The organism is Pseudomonas sp. NEEL19, from assembly GCF_028751975.1.
GTDB lineage: Bacteria > Pseudomonadota > Gammaproteobacteria > Pseudomonadales > Pseudomonadaceae > Aquipseudomonas > Aquipseudomonas juntendi.
Window position 1 is genome coordinate 1951950 of the sequence record NZ_CP081491.1, and the last position, 18056, is coordinate 1970005.

17 protein-coding genes are annotated in these 18056 nt (G+C 62.1%); 16 read left to right on the forward strand and 1 reads right to left on the reverse strand.

Annotation, left to right across the window (positions count from 1 at the left end; genetic code table 11):
* Positions 1–432 precede the first annotated feature (432 nt).
* The 13 genes from K4A76_RS08705 (at position 433) to K4A76_RS08765 (ending at position 13753) form a co-directional block, all read left to right on the forward strand.
* Positions 433–1182, forward strand: coding sequence for an electron transfer flavoprotein subunit beta/FixA family protein (locus tag K4A76_RS08705; protein WP_029886526.1), 750 nt, complete (start codon positions 433–435; stop codon positions 1180–1182).
* Positions 1183–2112 (forward strand): electron transfer flavoprotein subunit alpha/FixB family protein, encoded by a 930-nt coding sequence (locus tag K4A76_RS08710; protein ID WP_274411961.1) that lies wholly within the window; start codon positions 1183–1185, stop codon positions 2110–2112. It abuts the gene before it with no gap.
* Positions 2113–2207: 95 nt separating this feature from the next.
* Positions 2208–3029: a substrate-binding periplasmic protein gene (locus K4A76_RS08715; RefSeq protein WP_054913109.1), complete on the forward strand. Its 822-nt coding sequence runs from the start codon at positions 2208–2210 to the stop codon at positions 3027–3029.
* Positions 3030–3038: 9 nt separating this feature from the next.
* A complete protein-coding gene (locus K4A76_RS08720; RefSeq protein WP_274411962.1) occupies positions 3039–3392 on the forward strand; it encodes a DUF4398 domain-containing protein in 354 nt (117 codons plus the stop codon).
* Positions 3389–4201, forward strand: coding sequence for an OmpA family protein (locus K4A76_RS08725; RefSeq protein WP_009684721.1), 813 nt, complete (start codon positions 3389–3391; stop codon positions 4199–4201). The genes K4A76_RS08720 and K4A76_RS08725 overlap by 4 nt, the downstream gene beginning before the upstream one ends.
* A 196-nt stretch (positions 4202–4397) precedes the next feature.
* Positions 4398–5840 (forward strand): aminotransferase-like domain-containing protein, encoded by a 1443-nt coding sequence (locus tag K4A76_RS08730; RefSeq protein ID WP_173888256.1) that lies wholly within the window; start codon positions 4398–4400, stop codon positions 5838–5840.
* Positions 5841–5904: 64 nt separating this feature from the next.
* Positions 5905–6360: a hypothetical protein gene (locus K4A76_RS08735; RefSeq protein ID WP_274411963.1), complete on the forward strand. Its 456-nt coding sequence runs from the start codon at positions 5905–5907 to the stop codon at positions 6358–6360.
* 132 nt (positions 6361–6492) lie between these two features.
* On the forward strand, positions 6493–6747 hold the full coding sequence (locus tag K4A76_RS08740) for a YkgJ family cysteine cluster protein (RefSeq protein ID WP_009684718.1): 255 nt from the start codon (positions 6493–6495) through the stop codon (positions 6745–6747).
* Between the two features lie 33 nt (positions 6748–6780).
* On the forward strand, positions 6781–7386 hold the full coding sequence (locus tag K4A76_RS08745) for an START domain-containing protein (protein WP_274412276.1): 606 nt from the start codon (positions 6781–6783) through the stop codon (positions 7384–7386).
* Positions 7387–7775: 389 nt separating this feature from the next.
* A complete protein-coding gene (locus K4A76_RS08750; RefSeq protein WP_009684716.1) occupies positions 7776–8909 on the forward strand; it encodes an HlyD family efflux transporter periplasmic adaptor subunit in 1134 nt (377 codons plus the stop codon).
* Positions 8906–10147: a hypothetical protein gene (locus K4A76_RS08755; protein WP_274411964.1), complete on the forward strand. Its 1242-nt coding sequence runs from the start codon at positions 8906–8908 to the stop codon at positions 10145–10147. The genes K4A76_RS08750 and K4A76_RS08755 overlap by 4 nt, the downstream gene beginning before the upstream one ends.
* Before the next feature lies 1 nt (position 10148).
* On the forward strand, positions 10149–12281 hold the full coding sequence (locus K4A76_RS08760) for a glycosyltransferase family 2 protein (RefSeq protein WP_274411965.1): 2133 nt from the start codon (positions 10149–10151) through the stop codon (positions 12279–12281).
* A gap of 11 nt (positions 12282–12292) precedes the next feature.
* A complete protein-coding gene (locus K4A76_RS08765) occupies positions 12293–13753 on the forward strand; it encodes an efflux transporter outer membrane subunit (protein ID WP_274411966.1) in 1461 nt (486 codons plus the stop codon).
* Positions 13754–13878: 125 nt separating this feature from the next.
* On the opposite strand, the gene gltA is transcribed toward K4A76_RS08765, so the two are convergent.
* Positions 13879–15168: a citrate synthase gene (gltA, locus tag K4A76_RS08770; RefSeq protein ID WP_029886714.1), complete on the reverse strand. Its 1290-nt coding sequence runs from the start codon at positions 15166–15168 to the stop codon at positions 13879–13881.
* A gap of 352 nt (positions 15169–15520) precedes the next feature.
* Here gltA and sdhC point away from each other — a divergent pair, with 352 nt between their 5' ends.
* From sdhC to sdhA, 3 genes are read left to right on the forward strand one after another with little or no spacing between them, the layout of a single operon-like run.
* Complete coding sequence (gene sdhC / locus K4A76_RS08775) at positions 15521–15907, forward strand: succinate dehydrogenase, cytochrome b556 subunit (RefSeq protein WP_008091902.1); 387 nt, start codon at positions 15521–15523, stop codon at positions 15905–15907.
* Positions 15901–16269, forward strand: coding sequence for a succinate dehydrogenase, hydrophobic membrane anchor protein (gene sdhD, locus K4A76_RS08780; protein ID WP_008091903.1), 369 nt, complete (start codon positions 15901–15903; stop codon positions 16267–16269). The genes sdhC and sdhD overlap by 7 nt, the downstream gene beginning before the upstream one ends.
* Positions 16270–16272: 3 nt before the next feature.
* Positions 16273–18045 carry a succinate dehydrogenase flavoprotein subunit gene (gene sdhA / locus K4A76_RS08785; RefSeq protein WP_009684709.1) on the forward strand — a complete coding sequence of 591 codons (1773 nt, stop codon included), beginning with the start codon at positions 16273–16275 and terminating at the stop codon, positions 18043–18045.
* Positions 18046–18056: the final 11 nt, after the last annotated feature.

Below are 18056 nucleotides of genomic sequence, written 5' to 3' on the forward strand. Positions count from 1 at the left end.
TCTTGGCCGCGCATTATATCTACACCACTTGGCGGGTCCAATACAAACGTTTGTTTGAATTTGCCGCAGGCCAGTAAAATCACAGGAGTGCGGCTGGAGGGTGACCGATTTGCCGTATTGACCGGATTGGGTGTTACGGTCAAGATACGAGCGGTTTTACGTTCGCCGTAGGCTTGCAGCCGGGCGCAGGTACACCTCTAAAGACCAGGTGTGGAGCAGGGTTTTGCGGGCTTAGGCCGGTTTGTAGTGGAGTTTACACGCCACGACAGGAAATGACCCGTGAGTATTTGTCGCAATGGTCCGAACAAGACTGTTCGGTCACTGTGAAGATGCCGCTTCCCGGTACGTTTTTAGAGGTGCCCTTGTACCCACGCGCATCGCAGGGCTTTGCCCCAGGCGACTATCTATTCACCGGAGAGTAACGAGGAATCCATGAAGGTTCTTGTAGCTGTCAAACGAGTGGTCGACTACAACGTCAAGGTTCGCGTCAAAGCGGACAACTCCGGCGTCGACCTTGCTAACGTCAAGATGTCCATGAACCCCTTCTGCGAAATCGCCGTGGAAGAAGCCGTACGCCTGAAAGAGAAGGGCGTTGCCAGCGAGATCGTGGTCGTTTCGGTCGGCCCGACCACTGCCCAGGAACAACTGCGCACCGCCCTGGCCCTAGGCGCCGACCGCGCCATCCTGGTCGAAGCCGCTGATGAACTGAACTCCCTGGCCGTGGCCAAGGCGCTCAAGGCCGTTGTCGACAAGGAGCAGCCACAGCTGATCATCCTCGGCAAACAAGCCATCGACAGCGACAACAACCAGACCGGCCAGATGCTGGCTGCGCTGACCGGCTACGCCCAGGGCACCTTCGCCTCCAAGGTGGAAGTGGCCGGCGACAAGCTGAATGTCACCCGTGAAATCGACGGTGGCCTGCAGACGGTTGCCCTGAACCTGCCTGCGATCGTCACCACCGACCTGCGCCTGAACGAGCCACGCTACGCGTCGCTGCCGAACATCATGAAGGCCAAGAAAAAGCCGCTGGAAACCCTTGCGCCAGACGCGCTGGGCGTTTCCCTCGCCTCCACCAACAAAACCGTGAAAGTTGAAGCCCCGGCTGCCCGCAGCGCGGGTATCAAGGTCAAGTCGGTGGCCGAACTGGTCGAGAAGCTGAAGAACGAAGCGAAGGTAATCTAAATGACTATCCTGGTTGTCGCTGAATACGAAAACGGTGCCGTAGCCCCGGCCACCCTGAACACCGTTGCCGCTGCCGCCCAGATCGGTGGCGATGTGCATGTGCTGGTCGCTGGCCAGAACATTGGCGGCGTTGCCGAGGCCGCTGCCAAGATCGCTGGCGTGGCCAAGGTCCTGGTTGCCGATAACGCAGCTTATGCCCACGTGCTGCCTGAGAACGTGGCGCCGCTGATCGTCGAGCTGGCCAAGGGTTACAGCCACGTGCTGGCCCCGGCCACCACCAATGGCAAGAACGTCCTGCCGCGGGTTGCTGCGCTGCTGGACGTCGACCAGATCTCCGAGATCATCTCGGTCGAGTCCGCCGACACCTTCAAGCGCCCGATCTACGCCGGTAACGCCATTGCCACCGTGCAATCGAGCGCGGCCATCAAGGTGATCACCGTGCGTACCACCGGCTTTGACGCCGTGGCCGCCGAAGGCGGTTCGGCTGCCATCGAGGCGGTCGGTGCCGCGCACGATGCCGGTATCTCGGCGTTCGTTGGCGAAGAGTTGGCCAAGTCCGACCGCCCAGAGTTGACTGCCGCCAAAATCGTCGTTTCCGGCGGCCGTGGCATGGGTAACGGTGACAACTTCAGCCACCTGTACAGCCTGGCCGACAAGCTCGGTGCTGCTGTGGGTGCCTCGCGCGCCGCCGTCGACGCCGGCTTCGTGCCCAACGACATGCAGGTCGGCCAGACCGGCAAGATCGTCGCGCCGCAGCTGTACATCGCCGTGGGCATTTCCGGTGCGATCCAGCACCTGGCCGGCATGAAGGACTCCAAGGTGATCGTTGCGATCAACAAGGACGAAGAAGCGCCGATCTTCCAGGTGGCTGACTACGGGCTGGTAGCGGACCTGTTCGAAGCGGTGCCAGAGCTGGAAAAGCTGGTCTGATCCGCCTGCTTCACTTATAAAGAACCCGGCCCCGTTACAGGGGCCGGGTTTTTTTATGGCCGGTTACGAGTCAATCGCGATACAAGGAGTGAGCAATGGTGCTGCGTAAAGCAGGCAGGGTGCTGGCATGCATGGCGGTCTTGGTTGCGCCACCGGCCATGGCGGCAGGCAAGTGCGAACGCCTGGTAGCAACCGGCAGCCCTGATGCGCCGCCCTATTCGTGGCAGGACCCGAAAGACCCGCAGCACCTGATCGGTGCCAACGTCGACCTGCTGCGTCAGGTGGCTGGCGAGCTGGGGGTGAAGGTGGAGGTGCTCAGTGCCGGGCGTCGCGAACAGGCACTGCAAGAGGTTCGCAGCGGCCGCATGGACCTGCTGATCGACACGCCGATGCAGGTGGAGCAACTGACTGCGCTGGACTATATCCACCCCCCGTTGCAGCTGAACGAGTACCTGGTGTGGACGCGGCACGATGCGCAACTGACCTTCGATGGCCCGGCCGACCTGGCGCGCTACCAGGGTAGTTTGTCCGAGCGTGCGCGCCTGACGCCGGCCTTTACTGCGTTCGCCAAGGCGCAGCTCAAGCTGGTGCCCGCGCAGAACCTTACTCAAGCTTTCCAGAAGCTGGTGCTCGGCCAGGTGGACTACGTGCTTGCCGGCCGCTATGCCGGTATGGCCATGGCCCAGAGCCTGGGCATGAGCAATGACCTGATTGCGCGGGGTTTGCCGGTCGACCGCCCAGGCTTGTACTTGGCGCTGTCGCACAATTCCGCGTGCAATGACAGTTGGTTGCGTGGGCAATTGGCGAAAAAACTGACAGAATTGCCGATCTCCGGTGCATCCGAAGCGGTACTGCAACGTAATGTCGAGCGCTGGAAAGCGCAGTTGCAGGTGCCGGCGGACGCCCCCAAACACTAGGAAGATTGCGTGAGAACCCAACCACTGATCCTTGCCCTGGCCGTGCTTGGCCTGGCGGGCTGCGCCAATGACCCGGCCCCTAACGAGCAGATGCGTATTTCCGAACAGGCGCTGGAGCAGGCCAGGGCCGTCGGTGCAACCGACCAGGTCGAATCGCTGAAACTGGCCGAAGACAAGCTGGCGCGGGCCAGGACCAACATGCTGACCGAAGACTACCGCGATGCGCGCATGCGCGCCGAGCAGGCGGAACTGGACGCGCGTTTTGCCGAGGCCCAGGTGCTGAACGAGAAGAGTGAAGAGCAGTTGCAGTTGTTGCAGTCGCGGGTGCAGCGCCTGCGCAAGCAGCTGGAGGTGCAGCCATGAACCGTCACGCACCCTTCGCCGTACTGGCAGTGCTGGCCCTGGCGGCAGGCCTGCAGGGTTGCGCCAGCCAGCGTAGCAGCGCGGCGCTTGAGCAAGCCAGCGCCGCCTTCCAGAAGGTCAAGGACGATTCCGACGTGTTGCGCAGCGCGCCGCGTGACGTGATTCGCGCAGGCGAGTCGCTGGCGCGCGCCGAGCGCTTGTCCAGCTACATCGGCACCGGCTCCGATGTGCGCCATTACGCTTACCTCAGCCAGCGTTACAGCGAGATTGCCGGTGAGCATGCCAAGCTGGCGCTGAACCAGGAGCGCCAGGCCAAGCTGGACCTGGAGCGCCAGCGTTTGCAGCTGGCTTTGCGCGAGGCCAAACTGGCCAGCGTGCAGCAGCAAGGCAAATGGGTCGAGGCGCAAATTGCCGCGCTGGCCTCGGAGCAAGCCGACCGCGGCCTGGTAATGACCTTGGGTGACGTGCTGTTCGACACCGGCAGTGCCAACCTGAAAAACACCGCCAGCCGAACCGTGCTCAAGCTGGTGCAGTTCCTGCAGCTCAACCCACACCGGGTGGTACGCATCGAGGGCTATACCGACAGCACGGGTACACCTGAAGAAAACCTCAAGCTGTCGCACGACCGGGCTCAGTCCGTTGCCGACATGCTGGTGGACCTTGGTGTCGACGAAAAGCGCCTGCAGGTCGAAGGCTACGGCGACCAGTACCCGATCGAGGCCAATGCCTCGGAGCGGGGTAGGGCGCAGAACCGCCGGGTCGAGATTGTGTTTTCCGACGACAAGGGCAGGCTCGCGCCGGCGCGTTGAGCGTGAGTGTTCGGCTCGGTGCGGTCGGCGCCGATCAGATCGCGCGCCGCCCGCGCGGCGCTGGATCTCACAGGCGCTGAAGATGCAGTGGCGGCCCAGCCATCTGTCCCGGTACACTTCTTGACTGTTACGGTATCCTCTACTGTCAGTGAGTCGCACAAGAACAACGAGCCCGTCCGCGCGTCGAGATCCCGCCATGACCAACCTGCTGCTGTACCAGCGTATCGCCCAGCAACTGGCCGATGACATTCGTCGCGGCGTCTACCAGCCAGGCGAGCGGGTACCCTCCGTACGCAAGATGAGCGCGCAGCTCAACGTCAGCCATGCCACGGTGCTGCAGGCCTACGCCAACCTCGAAGACCAGGGCCTGATCCGTGCGCGGCCGCAGTCCGGCTACTATGTGCACCAGACCCCGGCCCTGACCGCCCCGACCCCGGATATCGCCAGGGTCGAACGCCCAGGCCTGGTCACACGTGCCAGCATCATCCAGCAGGTACTGACCGAGGCCCGCCGCGACGGTGTGTTCCCGTTCGGTGCTGCCGTGCCGCATGTGGATTATCTGCCTGTGCGCGCACTGCACCAGCAAATCGCCAAAGTGACACGCTTCCACAGCCCGCGCGCCTTCAGCTATATGTTCAGCCCAGGGTTCGAGCCGCTGCGCCGGCAAATTGCCATTCGCATGCGCGATGCCGGTGTGATCGTCGACCCGCGTGAGGTGATCGTGACCCACGGCTGTGTCGATGCCCTGCAGATGTCGTTACGCGTGCTGACTCGCCCCGGGGACCTGATCGCCGCCGAGTCGCCGACCTATTACGGTTTGCTGCAGCTGGCGGACCTGCTGGGTTTGAAAGTGATCGAGATCCCCAGCGACCCGTCCACGGGGATCAGCCTCGAAGCCTTGCAACTGGCGGCAAATCAGTGGTCGATCAAGGCCTTGGTGCTGACTGCGCGGCTGAGCAACCCGCTGGGCGGTACGGTGCCGGAAGAGCGGCAAAAGCAACTGCTGCGCCTGGCTTCGGACTTCGACATCCAGATCGTCGAGGACGACATCTATGGCGAATTGATGTTCGAGCAGGGCAAGAGCAAGGCACTGAAAGCCTTCGATCGGCTGGACCGGGTGATCTACTGTTCGAGCTTCTCCAAAACCTTGTCTCCCGGGGTGAGGGTTGGCTGGATGATCGCCGGGCGTTACCAGGACGAGATACAGCGCCTGCAAACTTTCACCACCCATTCAGCCTGCAGCGTGACCCAGATGGGTGTGGCAGCGTACTTGGAAAATGGCGGCTACGACCGGCAGCTGCGCTATATCCGCCAGGAGTACCGCAAGAACCTCAGTGCCTACCAGCTGGCGGTGCAGCAGCACTTCCCCGAAGGTACGCAGATGACCCGGCCTACCGGGGGGTTCATCCTCTGGGTGAGCCTGCCTGGGCGGGTGAATACGCAAGAGCTGCATGTGCGTGCGTTGGAGCAGGGCATCAGTATTGCTCCGGGGTTGATATTCAGTAACACGGAACAGTTCAACCACTGCATCCGCCTCAACTGCGGTATTCCGTGGAACAAGGAGGCAGAGCGGGCGGTCATGACCTTGGGCTTGCTGGCACAGCAGCTGTGCCGCGAGCCTGCGCTCACACTTTTGTGAGGGTTGCCAGCAGCCCGCGGAACAGGGAGCATACGAGCCTTTACAGCGGGTCTGTCCATTTGCCATGAATGCATTACGTCGTTTTGTTCTGATTCTGTGCCTTGCGGCCCCGTGCTGCGCCGCCGCGGGCCTGGCCTTCGCTGCGCAGCCGGCGCAGGCCCAGCAGGCACAGACAAAAAACGCCGCCAAGCCTGCGCAGAAGCCGGTGACCCGCAAAGCCCCTGTCAAGAAAGCGCAACCGCCAAGCAAGGCAGTTGCCAAGCCCTTGCCCAAGGCAAAGCTGGACCTGAGCCTGCCCACCGACCTGGTCGACAACCTTGAGCCGGACGTAGGTTCGCCTTCGCCGATCCAGCGCCGCAAACCGCTGCTGCCCCCTATGTTCCGGGACAAGCCGGAAGCCGACGACAGCCCGTTCCAGCTCAATGGCCGCTTGATCAACAATGAAATGCAGCTGCAACTGCGCAATGACAGCCGCCGTGAAGTGGAAGGTGCGGCCATCGATTTCGAGTACCGGCAGTAAGGGGCAAACTGACTGCCGGGTCATGTCATTTTTCATCGTGCCAGCAATTTCAAACACCTGTTTGGGCGGGTACTATCCAGGGGCGTTCGTCCCGTTACTTGTTTCAGGGAGTCCTGAGTTTGGTGAATCGCCATGAACTGCCGTGAGGGCTGCGGTGCCTGCTGCATTGCCCCGTCCATCACCTCTGCCATGCCGCGCATGCCCAATGGCAAGCCAGCTGGCGAGCGCTGCCTGCACCTGACGGCGGCCAACCTCTGCGACCTGTTCGGCAAGCCTGAGCGGCCAGCAGTGTGTGGCGGGTTCAAGGCAGATGTCGAGGTGTGTGGCAGTGACCGTGACGAAGCGATCAGGATTCTTGGCTGGTGGGAGCAGATGACGGCGGCGTGAAAGGCTGGATCTTCGACAACAAGGATAAACATGATGAGATCGTTCAAGCGTATTGCACTGCTGTGTGGCGTGGGTGTTCTGCTTTCGCCGGCGGCCTGGGCCGAAAACTGGCAAGTGGCCAAGGACGAGGAGGGCATCAAGGTGTCCCTCAGCGAAGTCGCTGGCTCCAAGTACAAGGCCTATCGCGGGGTGACCGTGATCAAGGCGCCGCTGGCCAAGGTCGAGGCACTGCAGGAAGACGCGGCCGGGGCATGTGCATGGATCCACGAATGCAAATCGCAGAAGCTGCTCAAGCATGAAGGTAACCAGAGCTGGACCTACACCCAGTTCAATACGCCATGGCCGGTGACGCCACGCGATTCGGTGCTGCATATCACCACTGTCAAGGAGGCTGATGGCAGCGTCACCCGCAACCTGAAAGAAGAGCCGACCTACCTGCCGGAAGAGAAGGGCTTCGTGCGGGTGGCTAAAGTCGAAGGGTTCTGGAAGCTGGTGCCCAAGGGCGACACCACCGAAGTGACCTACCAGGTGCATACCGAGCCGGGTGGCAGCGTGCCGGCGATGGTCGCCAACAAGTTCGTGGTGGATTCGCCGTTCAATACCCTCAAACAGCTGCGTGAACGGGCTGAGAAGAACTGAGGCCTCGCACTGCCTGTAGCGCCTTCAGGTGATGGCGCTACAGCAGGCACCGGCGTCAATAAAAGAACGCCATTATTTGAGCGTTGCTGGAAGTTTGACAGCATAAATTTTTGGGCTTAGATTCAAACTCAGTGAGTCATTTCCTGCCCCCTCTCGTGCTCACGCCAACTATAAAAAACGTGCTGCGTTTTTCTTCTGCTTTATAACTTCAAGACCTACGCCTTACCCACTTGTACCTCTGCGCTTGCGGGCCGTTTTGTCCTCGGTCTGTGCAAGGGCGAGCACTTGCCTATTGATTTTCATCCGCCGCGTGTGTGGGAGATATCATCGTGCATGCTAATCGACTTTCGTTATTGCCCCGGATCGCCGGGTACGGTGTATTGGCTTTCATGGGTTGGTTGCTGTTTTCGACATTGTTCATGCCGTTATTGTCGTCATCGGCAACCCGGGCCATTCTCAATGCACCGGTCATTCTGCTGACCACGCCCATCGATGGCGTGGTGCGTACCTTGAATATTCAGCCAGGCACCACGTTCACCACGGGCCAGGATATCGCAACCATCGAGAACCCCCGGGCGGAACAGGAAACGCTGCTGGGCTTGCAGACACGCCGGCTCACCTTGCAGCAGCAATTGGCGGCCATGGCCAGCCAGGCCGAACACGACCGTAAGTACTACAACGCACTGGAGATCACCAGCCAGCAGTACCAGGATGCCTATGAGGTGCGCAAGCGCTACGCGCAGAAGGCCCTGAAGGCTGAGAGCGGGGCGGCTGGCGCACGCCTGGCCGATGCCCGGGAAACACTGGCACGTAACCTTGAGCTGTTTCGCCAGGGCGCGGTGAGCGAGGCCGTCGTAGCCAGTTCCCGGGCGCAACTTGCCTCGTTGCAGGCCGATGCCGAGACCATTCGCTCGCGGGTACACATCAACGATGGTGATCTTAACGCGGCCAAGGACCAGGTGTACCTGGACCCCGAGCAATTGCGCATGTTCGACCTCAAGTCGCAGATGACCACGCTGAAACTTAGCCTGGATAATCTGGAGCGCAACCGAGTAACCCTCGAAGAGGAACTTTCCCATCTCGACCAGTTGATAGAAAGTGAGCAAAATCGGGTGCAGATGATGGCGGCTTATAATGTGGTGGCGTATGCATCCGGCACCGTGCAAGAGTTGATCGCCCCGCAAGGCACGCAAGTACGGGCGGGTGCAACGCTATTGCGCGCTACCAATTGCAGTCAAAGTTATGTTATTGCGGTATTTCCGGAGCGAATGGCCAGCCGGATCGATCGGGATAGCGAACTGCAAGTATCTATCCGCGGTGTCGCGCAACCGCTGAAAGCCAAAGTCGTGCAGTTGCTGTCAAGCCCGACCGATGTACAAAGCAGCAATTACAGTGTGCCGTTTCCTTATGCCGAGCAGAACTCGGTCTATGTGGTAGGTACGTTCGACAACAACTTGCCGGCCGATGAGCGCCTGTTGACCTGCAACCCTGGCAACTGGGTGACCGCGACGGTATCGCGATGAACGGCTGGGTGCTTTTTGCGGGGGTGCTCGGGTTGGTGCTGGGCAACCAGGCCATGGCCCTGGAGCCTCGGGCCCGCCTGCAGCACATGACCTGCGCAGGCATCGGGCAGGCGGTGGCGGCTCAAGGCCAAGGGCCGTTGCTGCTGGCCAGCTATCCGCAGCAACCGGGGCAGCCTGCCGTGCCTGGCGTGCTGCAAGGCGTGGCATTCACCTACGACAACGCGTTGGCCAGCATCGCCTTGTTTGCCTGCGGCAATGCGCCAGCTGCCCGACAAATTGCCGACGCTTTGGCGTATGCCATCAATCACGACCCTGAGTACCGCGATGGCCGGGTGCGCAATGCCTACGCCGCTGGCCCGCTGCAGGCCGCACCTGTGCGGCTGCCGGGCTACTGGAGCGATGAGCGTGCTGCATGGAGCCAGGATGCGTACCAGGTGGGCAGTGCGACCGGTAATCAGGCGTGGGCAGCGCTGGCATTGCTGGAAGCTTATCGGCACAGCGGTGAAGCGCGTTATTTGCAGGCGAGCAGAAAGGTGCTCGACTGGGCCCGGCGCACCACCTTCGACAAGGGGCCACCGGCAGGCTTCAACGGAGGCATTTACGGGTTCGCCGCTGCCCCGCAGGTGCAGACCTGGAAGTCCACTGAGCATAACGTCGATCTGGCGGCAGCCTGGGCCTCGTTGGCGCGGCTGGACAACGATAGCGAAGCTGGCCGGCAGGCGCGCATCGCCCGCGGCTTCGTCGAGGCCCACTGGGATGCCGGCCAAGGCCGGTTCCTGATCGGTACCTTGCCCGATGGCCGAGCACCGCAGACGCAGCAGTCGGGCCTGGATGCGCAGATCTGGCCGCTGATTGCCATTGCCGACGCACCGCAGCAGTGGCTGCAGGCACTGACGTTCGTGGAGCGGGCCCATGGTTTCGCTCAGGGCTATGGCTTCAAGCAGGACCCTGACGGTATCTGGACCGAAGGCACGGCGCAGGTGGCGGCCGTTGCCAGCCTTCGCGGCCTGGCGCCCCTGGCGCAGCCATTGTGGCCGTTGTTGCTGGCGCAACAGGCTGGCAATGGCTGGCTGTACGCCACCCCGGAGGCACAGGTCAGTACGGGGCTGAGCGTGGGGCCGGACTCGACCCATGACGATTTCCTGTACTTTCACCTGCCCCATTTGGGCGCCACGGCATGGGCGGCGATCGCTGCCACCGGCGTCAACCCTTTCACTGGCGATTACAAGGCCCACTGACATGCAAGCACTGGACTCGACACAACTGCTGCAAATCAACCTGTGGACGCTGGCCATCGTGGTCCTGCTGAGTTGCATGGCCCACCGCGAGCAATGGCTGGCGCGCCTGCTGTTTGGCGCGCTGACCGCGGCACTGCTGGTCAGGTACGTGGCCTGGCGCTTCGCCGACACCTTGCCTGACAGCCGCGCGGGGTTCGCCACGGTATGGGCTTATGGCTTCCTGTTCTTCGAGTTGTTGGGCATTGCCTATACCTTGTTTTCGATCGTGGTGATGTGCCGGCGCAGCGATCACCGCCACGCCGCGGACGCTGGCGAGCAGCGCTTGCGCGCGATGGGGGCCGAGGCGCCGGCGGTCGATGTGTTCATCTGCACCTACAACGAAGGGCTCGAGGTTCTGGAGAAGACCATCATTGCCGCGCAGGCCATGGACTACCCCAACTTCACCCTCTGGGTGCTGGATGACACGCGGCGGGACTGGCTGCGCGACTACTGCGCGAGCATGGGGGTGCGTTACACGCGGCGCGATGACAACCTGCACGCCAAGGCGGGCAACCTGAACAACGGCCTGCGCCAGTCGGCAGCCAGTACCAACGCGCCGTACATACTGGTGCTGGATGCAGACTTCGCCCCGCAGCGGCCGATTCTGCTGCGGACCTTGGGGCTGTTCCAGGACCCTGAGGTCGGGTTGGTGCAGACCCCGCAGTTCTACTACAACCCGGACCCTATCCAGCATAACCTGGGGTCGGCAAACAGCTGGGTGGATGAGCAACGGGTATTCTTCGATGTGTTCCAGCCTGCCAAGGATGCCTGGAATGCAGCGTTCTGCGTGGGCACATCGTTCGTGGTGCGGCGTGATCTGGTCGAGCGCATGGGTGGTTTTCCCACGGGGTCGGTCTGTGAGGACATCTACACGTCCTACCGCCTGATGCAGATGGGCTACATCACCCGCTGGCTGAACGAGCGTTTGTCCATCGGGCTGTCTGCCGAGGGCCTGACCGAGTACATCAACCAGCGCGGCCGCTGGTGCCTGGGGACGATCCAGGTGGCCTTGCTGCGCCAGGGGCCGCTGTTCGGTCGTGGCTATGGCCTGAACGATCGCCTGCATTACCTGCACGGCCTGCTGCATTGGTGCTCCAAGCCTTTCATCCTGATGATGCTGGTGTCGCCGGTGCTGTATTGGTATTTCGGCATTGCCGGTTTCTATGCAACGCCGGCAGCGTTTCTGGCCTTCGGCATGCCGGCGCTGATCGCCTATTGGGGTTACAGCACCTGGGTGACCGGGCGGCGCTCACTGCCGATCTTCACCGAGGTGACGCAGATCGTTTGCGCATTGGCGGTGACCGCGACCCTGATCAGTGCTGCGATTCGCCCGTTCGGGCGGCCTTTCAAGGTGACGGCCAAAGGCCTGGACCGCTCCCAGACCCAAGTGCACTGGAAGCTGTTCGGGTTTTTCCTGGCCTTGAGTGTGTTGGCACAGGTCGGCGCAATCACGGCGATCAGCACTGCCAGCCGACTGGACGGCAATATGGTGTTCAACCTGAGCTGGACGGTGCTGGTGCTGCTGTACAACCTGGCGACACTGGTGGCCTGCGTTGATCGGCCACGGCTACACGGCGAGGAGCGCTTTCCGTTTGCTCGGCCCACCCAGCTGCGCCTGGGCACCGGTACGCTGGGTGGGCAACTGGTCGATATCTCGATCAGCGGGGCGGCGTTCGAAGGCGCCATGGCCGGCGAGGTGCCGTGCGGCAGGCGTGGCCAGGTATGGGTGGACAAAGTGGGCTGGCTGGGGGCAGAGGTGGTACGCCGGGATGGCAGCCAACGGCTGGGGCTGCGCTTCGTGGCGGTGCATGAGGCGCAGCGGCGCGCGCTGATCACCAGGCTGTTCAGCCAGGCCAATCCCAATGTGGCCAGCACGGCGCAACCCGCCACTGCGTTCTTCACCCTGCTGCGCCGGGCGCTGCTGGGCGAAGGCGACTGGCGCCTGCGGCTGGTGCGCCGGCCGCGGCAGGCGCCCATCGCCAGCGCGCGGGTGGCTGTGAAGCGCCGCAGCGCCCAGCCGGCTGCCCTGCAGGCTTCCAGCGGCCTTCTCGGCGTGCTGGCTCAACTGCGTGCCTTGATGAACAGCGTTTGGTGAGGGAAGGGCCCATGACTAGACCCCTGCAGTGTGTGATGTTGGCCGCTCAACTGTCTTTGGCCGGCTGTTCGCTCGAGCCTGCCTACGAGACACCGGCGTCCCCCATGGACACCGGCTGGCCGGATAGCGTCGAGGCGGGCTGCTGTGATCCGCGAAACGCTTTCGACCCGGATTGGCGAGCGTTCGTCAGTGACAGCCGCTTGCGCCGGTTGATCGAGTTGGCCCTGGTCGACAACCGTGACTTGCAGCAAGCCGCAGCCAGCGTGGCGCAGGCCAGGGCAGGCTATCAGGGCGCCGCGGCAGCGCTGTACCCCAGCCTGGGCGTCGACACCTATGCCGGGCGCGCAAAGTTGCCGGCGCTGGAGCAAACCCCCGGGGGCGGCTCCAGCGCCGGCAGTGTGGCCAACACCTTCCAGGCCACCGTGGGGTTCACGGCCTATGAGCTGGACTTCTTCGGCCGGGCGCGAAGCCAGGCCCATGCGGCCGAGGCGCGCTTTCATGCCACGCTGGCCGACTACCAGGCTGCACGCATGGCCTTGATCGGCGAAGTGGCCGGGACCTGGCTGACGCTCAAGGCCAATCAGAGCTTGCTTGGGCTGGCAGAGCGCACATTCGAATCCCAGCAGCATTACGGGCAATTGCTGCGTTCCAGTTTCAACCTGGGTTCGACCGCACGCATCGATGTCCACCAAGCCGATGCCATCACCAACACTGCTGCCGTGCAAGTCAGTACCTACCGGATGCAAGTGGCGCAGAACCTCAATGCGTTGCGGGTGCTGGTAGGGCAAACGGTACCGGCCGGGCTGTTGCCGGAGGGTCAGCTTGGGGCGCAGATGGCGACAGCCGATGTACCCGCCGGGGTGCCTTCAAGCCTGCTTGAGCGGCGGCCCGACATTCGGGCGGCGCAGGCTCAGCTGCGCGCTGCCAATGCAGAAATCGGCAGTGCGCGGGCCGCCTATTTCCCCAGCTTTTCGTTGACAGGCGCGCTGGGTAGCCTGAGTGGGGACTTTTCGCGGCTGCTGACAAGCCCGGCACAGTTCTGGAACCTGGCGGCGCTCGGTTCGCTGACATTGCTCGATGCCGGCCAGCGCAGGGCAGGGGTGGATGCCACTTGGGCCCAATACGACCAGCGTGTGGCTGCTTACGAGCAGACCGTGCTCAACGCCTTCCGTGAAGCGGCCAATGCGTTGAATGCGCGGCAGGAGATGCTGCCGCAGGTCGCGGCCCAGCGGCAGCTGGTCGAGGACTATGAGCAAGCCTACCGGCAGTCGCGGCTGCGTTTCGAGGCGGGCCTGGACAGCTACTTCTCGACCATGGATGCCCAGCGCTCGCTGTTCGGTGCGCAGCAGCGTTGGCTGGAGCTGGAGCTGGCGCGCGAGATCAACCAGGTGAACCTGTTCAAGGCGCTCGGGGGTGGCTGGTCACCAGGGCCGACGGCAATCGTGGGCAGTGCTGCGCAAGTCGCACGCTAGTTGGCCTGGGTGGCTGATGCGTATCGCCGGGGGAGGGCATGAGCCAGCCCTTGGGCCGCGCGACGCCAGGCGTGCGTGCGGCCCAAGGGCTGGCCGGGGGGGCTGAAGCGTTACCCGATCAAGCCTTACTTGCGGTCGCCGAGGGCAACGATGTCGCGCTTCTGCTCGCCGGTGTACAGCTGGCGCGGACGGCCGATCTTGTACGGGCTGGAGAGCATTTCCTTCCAGTGCGAAATCCAGCCCACGGTACGTGCCAGGGCGAAGATCACGGTGAACATGCTGGTTGGAATGCCGATCGCCTTGAGGATGATCCCCGAGTAGAAGTCGACGTTCGGGTACAGCGAGCGCTCGATGAAGTACGGATCGGTCAGTGCGATCTCTTCCAGGCGCATGGCCAGTTCCAGCTGCGGGTCGTTTTTGATGCCCAGCTCGCGCAGTACTTCATCGCAGGTCTGTTTCATCACGGTGGCGCGCGGGTCACGGTTCTTGTAGACGCGGTGACCGAAGCCCATCAGCTTGAACGGGTCGTTCTTGTCCTTGGCCTTGGCGATGAAGGTGTCGATGTTCGAGACATCGCCGATTTCATCGAGCATGGTCAGTACGGCTTCGTTCGCACCGCCGTGCGCCGGGCCCCACAGGGCAGCGATGCCCGCGGCGATACAGGCGAACGGGTTGGCACCCGACGAGCCGGCCAGGCGCACGGTGGAGGTGGAGGCGTTCTGCTCATGGTCGGCATGGAGGATGAAGATCCGGTCCATTGCCTTGGCCAGTACCGGGCTGATCGGTTTGATCTCGCACGGGGTGTTGAACATCATGTGCAGGAAGTTTTCCGCGTACGACAGGTCGTTGCGCGGGTACATCATCGGCTGGCCCATGGAGTACTTGTAAACCATCGCCGCCAGGGTCGGCATCTTCGCGACCAGGCGCACCGCGGAGATTTCGCGGTGTTGCGGGTTATTGATGTCCAGGGAGTCGTGGTAGAACGCCGACAGGGCGCCGACCACACCGCACATGACCGCCATCGGGTGGGCATCGCGGCGGAAACCGTTGAAGAACGACTTCAGCTGCTCGTGAACCATGGTGTGGTTTTTCACGGTGCTGACGAACTGCGCCTTCTGCTCGGCATTCGGCAGTTCGCCGTTGAGCAGCAGGTAGCAGGTTTCGAGGTAGTCGGATTGCTCGGCGAGCTGTTCGATCGGGTAGCCGCGGTGCAGCAGGATCCCTTTGTCGCCGTCAATGTAGGTGATCTTCGACTCGCACGAGGCGGTCGCCATGAAACCAGGGTCGAAGGTGAAGTGACCAGTGGCCCCTAACCCGCGGACGTCGATTACATCAGGACCAACGGTGCCGGTTAAAATGGGCAGCTCGACGGGGGCAGCGCCCTCGATGACCAACTGCGCTTTTTTGTCAGCCATGTGGCCTCCTATTAATGCTTGAAATCATCAGACAGACCCCCCACGCAGGGCCCGCACCACTATAGAGGGATAAATTCAGATGTCAATTTGCCTAAAGGCTTGTTGAATCAGGCATTCAAGCCTGATTTTTCCCGAAATTCTCGCCCATTTACGCCTTTTGTTCATTAAAGGCAATGCGCTATTTGGGCTACCCCGTCACGTTGTCATAAGCAGCCTAACTGTCTATACTCGGCACCCGACCGCCAGGGGCTTGCAAGCCCGAACTGCTGGGGGTCGCCGTTCCCTGGGTGGTGGGTACCTGACCAGTACACTTACCAACAACTTTGCCCTGATTCGCTAGGGGCTCTTCAGTGTGAAAAAAGCCGTGAAAAGCCAACGACCTGTAAACCTAGACCTAAGGACCATCAAGCTCCCTGTCACTGCGTACACGTCCATCCTGCACCGTATCTCCGGCGTCATCCTGTTCATCGGCCTTGCCATCATGCTTTATGCACTGGGCAAATCGCTGGGTTCCGAGGAAGGCTTCGGCGAGGTGAAGGCGTGTCTGACCAGCCCGCTGGCCAAGTTCGTGACCTGGGGGCTGTTGTCTGCCCTGCTTTATCACCTCGTGGCAGGTGTTCGTCACCTGATCATGGACATGGGCATCGGCGAGACGCTGGAAGGCGGCAAGCTGGGCTCGAAAATCGTGATCGTCATCTCCGTGGTGCTGATCGTTCTGGTGGGAGTTTGGGTATGGTAACCAATGTCACGAACCTGTCGCGTTCGGGCCTCTATGACTGGATGGCGCAGCGCGTATCTGCGGTCGTTCTCGCGGCTTATTTCATCTTCCTGATCGGCTACGTGGTCGCCCACCCAGGCATCGACTACACCCAGTGGCATGGTCTGTTCTCCAACAACGCGATGCGAATCTTCAGCTTGCTGGCCCTCGTTGCCCTCGGCGCTCACGCCTGGGTCGGCATGTGGACCATTGCTACCGACTACCTGACGCCTATGTCGTTCGGCAAGTCGGCAACTGCGATTCGTTTCCTGTTCCAGGCGGTATGCGGCGTTGCGATGTTCGCGTACTTCGTCTGGGGTGTGCAGATTCTCTGGGGTATCTGATTCATGGCTAGCATTCCAACCATTTCTTTCGACGCCATCATCATCGGTGGCGGCGGCGCCGGCATGCGCGCTGCGCTGCAACTGGCTCAAGGCGGCCACAAGACTGCCGTAGTCACCAAGGTCTTCCCGACCCGTTCGCACACTGTATCCGCCCAAGGTGGCATCACCTGCGCCATCGCTTCGGCCGACCCGAACGACGACTGGCGCTGGCACATGTACGATACCGTCAAGGGTTCCGACTACATCGGTGACCAGGACGCTATCGAATACATGTGTCAGGAAGGCCCGGCTGCCGTGTTCGAGCTGGACCACATGGGCCTGCCGTTCTCGCGTACCGAAACCGGCCGTATCTACCAGCGCCCGTTCGGTGGCCAGTCCAAGGACTTCGGTAAAGGTGGCCAGGCCGCCCGTACCTGCGCGGCGTCCGACCGTACCGGTCATGCGCTGCTGCACACCCTGTACCAGGGTAACCTGAAGGCCGGCACCACCTTCCTCAACGAGTACTACGCCGTTGACCTGGTGAAAAACAAGGAAGGCGCTTTCGTTGGTGTGATCGCGATCTGCATCGAAACCGGCGAAACCATGTACATCAAGTCCAAGGCTACCGTGTTGGCCACTGGCGGTGCCGGTCGTATCTACGCCTCCACCACCAACGCCCTGATCAACACCGGTGACGGTATCGGCATGGCCCTGCGTGCAGGCGTTCCGGTGCAGGACATCGAAATGTGGCAGTTCCACCCGACCGGCATCGCCGGCGCCGGTGTACTGGTCACCGAAGGTTGCCGTGGTGAGGGTGGCTACCTGATCAACGCCCACGGCGAGCGCTTCATGGAGCGTTACGCGCCGAACGCCAAAGACCTGGCCGGCCGCGACGTGGTCGCCCGTTCCATGGTCAAGGAAATCATCGCCGGCAACGGCGTGGGCCCGAACAAGGACCACGTGCTGCTGAAGCTGGACCACCTGGGCGAAGAAGTGCTGCACAGCCGCCTGCCAGGTATCTGCGAGCTGTCCAAGACCTTCGCCCACGTCGACCCGGTTGTCGCGCCGGTGCCGGTGGTTCCGACCTGCCACTACATGATGGGTGGTGTTGCCACCAACATTCATGGCCAGGCCATCACCATGGACGAAGAAGGCAAGGATCACATCATCCCTGGCCTGTTCGCCGTAGGTGAAGTTGCGTGCGTATCGGTACACGGTGCCAACCGCCTGGGCGGCAACTCGCTGCTCGACCTGGTGGTATTCGGCCGTGCTGCCGGCCTGCACCTGGAGAAGGCACTGAGCGACGGTATCGAGCACCTCGACGCCAGCGACACCGATATCGATGTTGCCCTGAACCGCCTGAACAAGCTCAACGAGCGTACTTCCGGTGAAGACGTAGCCAGCCTGAAGCGCGAGCTGCAGAGCTGCATGCAGAACTACTTCGGTGTGTTCCGTACCGGCGAATACATGCAGAAGGGTATCGAGCAACTGGCCGGCCTGCGTGAGCGCATCGCCAACGTCAAGATCAACGACAAGTCCCAGGCCTTCAACACCGCGCGTATCGAAGCGCTGGAGCTGCAGAACCTGCTGGAAGTCGCCGAAGCTACCGCCATCGCGGCCGAAGCCCGTAAAGAGTCCCGTGGCGCTCACGCCCGTGAAGACTTCGAAGACCGTGACGACGAAAACTGGCTGTGCCACACCCTGTACTACCCGGGTGAGAAGCGCGTTGCCAAGCGTGGCGTCAACTTTGCGCCGAAGACTGTTCCAGCCTTCGAACCAAAAGTCCGGACTTACTAAGGGTGGCTGCT

What these genes read in the sequence shown, in the direction of transcription:
- K4A76_RS08705 (WP_029886526.1), top strand. Translation starts at nt 433, where the DNA reads ATGAAGGTTCTTGTAGCTGTCAAACGAGTGGTCGACTACAACGTCAAG.
- K4A76_RS08710 (WP_274411961.1), top strand. Translation starts at nt 1,183, where the DNA reads ATGACTATCCTGGTTGTCGCTGAATACGAAAACGGTGCCGTAGCCCCG.
- K4A76_RS08715 (WP_054913109.1), top strand. Translation starts at nt 2,208, where the DNA reads ATGGTGCTGCGTAAAGCAGGCAGGGTGCTGGCATGCATGGCGGTCTTG.
- K4A76_RS08725 (WP_009684721.1), top strand. Translation starts at nt 3,389, where the DNA reads ATGAACCGTCACGCACCCTTCGCCGTACTGGCAGTGCTGGCCCTGGCG.
- K4A76_RS08730 (WP_173888256.1), top strand. Translation starts at nt 4,398, where the DNA reads ATGACCAACCTGCTGCTGTACCAGCGTATCGCCCAGCAACTGGCCGAT.
- K4A76_RS08735 (WP_274411963.1), top strand. Translation starts at nt 5,905, where the DNA reads ATGAATGCATTACGTCGTTTTGTTCTGATTCTGTGCCTTGCGGCCCCG.
- K4A76_RS08740 (WP_009684718.1), top strand. Translation starts at nt 6,493, where the DNA reads ATGAACTGCCGTGAGGGCTGCGGTGCCTGCTGCATTGCCCCGTCCATC.
- K4A76_RS08745 (WP_274412276.1), top strand. Translation starts at nt 6,781, where the DNA reads ATGAGATCGTTCAAGCGTATTGCACTGCTGTGTGGCGTGGGTGTTCTG.
- K4A76_RS08750 (WP_009684716.1), top strand. Translation starts at nt 7,776, where the DNA reads ATGGGTTGGTTGCTGTTTTCGACATTGTTCATGCCGTTATTGTCGTCA.
- K4A76_RS08755 (WP_274411964.1), top strand. Translation starts at nt 8,906, where the DNA reads ATGAACGGCTGGGTGCTTTTTGCGGGGGTGCTCGGGTTGGTGCTGGGC.
- K4A76_RS08760 (WP_274411965.1), top strand. Translation starts at nt 10,149, where the DNA reads ATGCAAGCACTGGACTCGACACAACTGCTGCAAATCAACCTGTGGACG.
- K4A76_RS08765 (WP_274411966.1), top strand. Translation starts at nt 12,293, where the DNA reads ATGACTAGACCCCTGCAGTGTGTGATGTTGGCCGCTCAACTGTCTTTG.
- gltA (WP_029886714.1), bottom strand. Translation starts at nt 15,168, where the DNA reads ATGGCTGACAAAAAAGCGCAGTTGGTCATCGAGGGCGCTGCCCCCGTC.
- sdhD (WP_008091903.1), top strand. Translation starts at nt 15,901, where the DNA reads ATGGTAACCAATGTCACGAACCTGTCGCGTTCGGGCCTCTATGACTGG.
- sdhA (WP_009684709.1), top strand. Translation starts at nt 16,273, where the DNA reads ATGGCTAGCATTCCAACCATTTCTTTCGACGCCATCATCATCGGTGGC.